This is a genomic window from Dellaglioa sp. CoH-57-MRSF-16 (assembly GCF_056782055.1).
This window is the reverse complement of sequence record NZ_JBXAXZ010000150.1, coordinates 1-288: the sequence shown is the minus strand read 5'-3', so window position 1 is coordinate 288 and position 288 is coordinate 1. Positions and strand designations below refer to the sequence as shown.

The 288-nt window shown below is 53.1% G+C and carries 1 protein-coding gene; it reads right to left on the bottom strand.

Annotation, left to right across the window (positions count from 1 at the left end):
- A partial coding sequence (locus AC1RPH_RS08240) for a hypothetical protein (RefSeq protein ID WP_481762100.1) occupies window positions 1-288 on the bottom strand: 288 nt, incomplete at both ends.

Below are 288 nucleotides of genomic sequence, written 5' to 3'. Positions count from 1 at the left end.
CCTGAAGATGAGACGTTGCTGGCTACTAGAGTGGGGTTATTTACGCGTTTATATGCGTACTGCACTGTCATTTGTGGGACTTGCGTATTACCAACTTGACCTGACCACGCAAATGGCGATCCCGGGAAGGCTTCATAATAGAACAAGCACTCATTCGCCATCACCGACAAGTCCTTGAATTCGAAGCCCGTATAGGATGGGCCCTGTTCGAGCTGCACCTCAGTGATCAGCGCCGTGAACGTGCCGGGTGCCGCCGTCGTAGCCAGCTGGAACCGCAGATAGTGATTG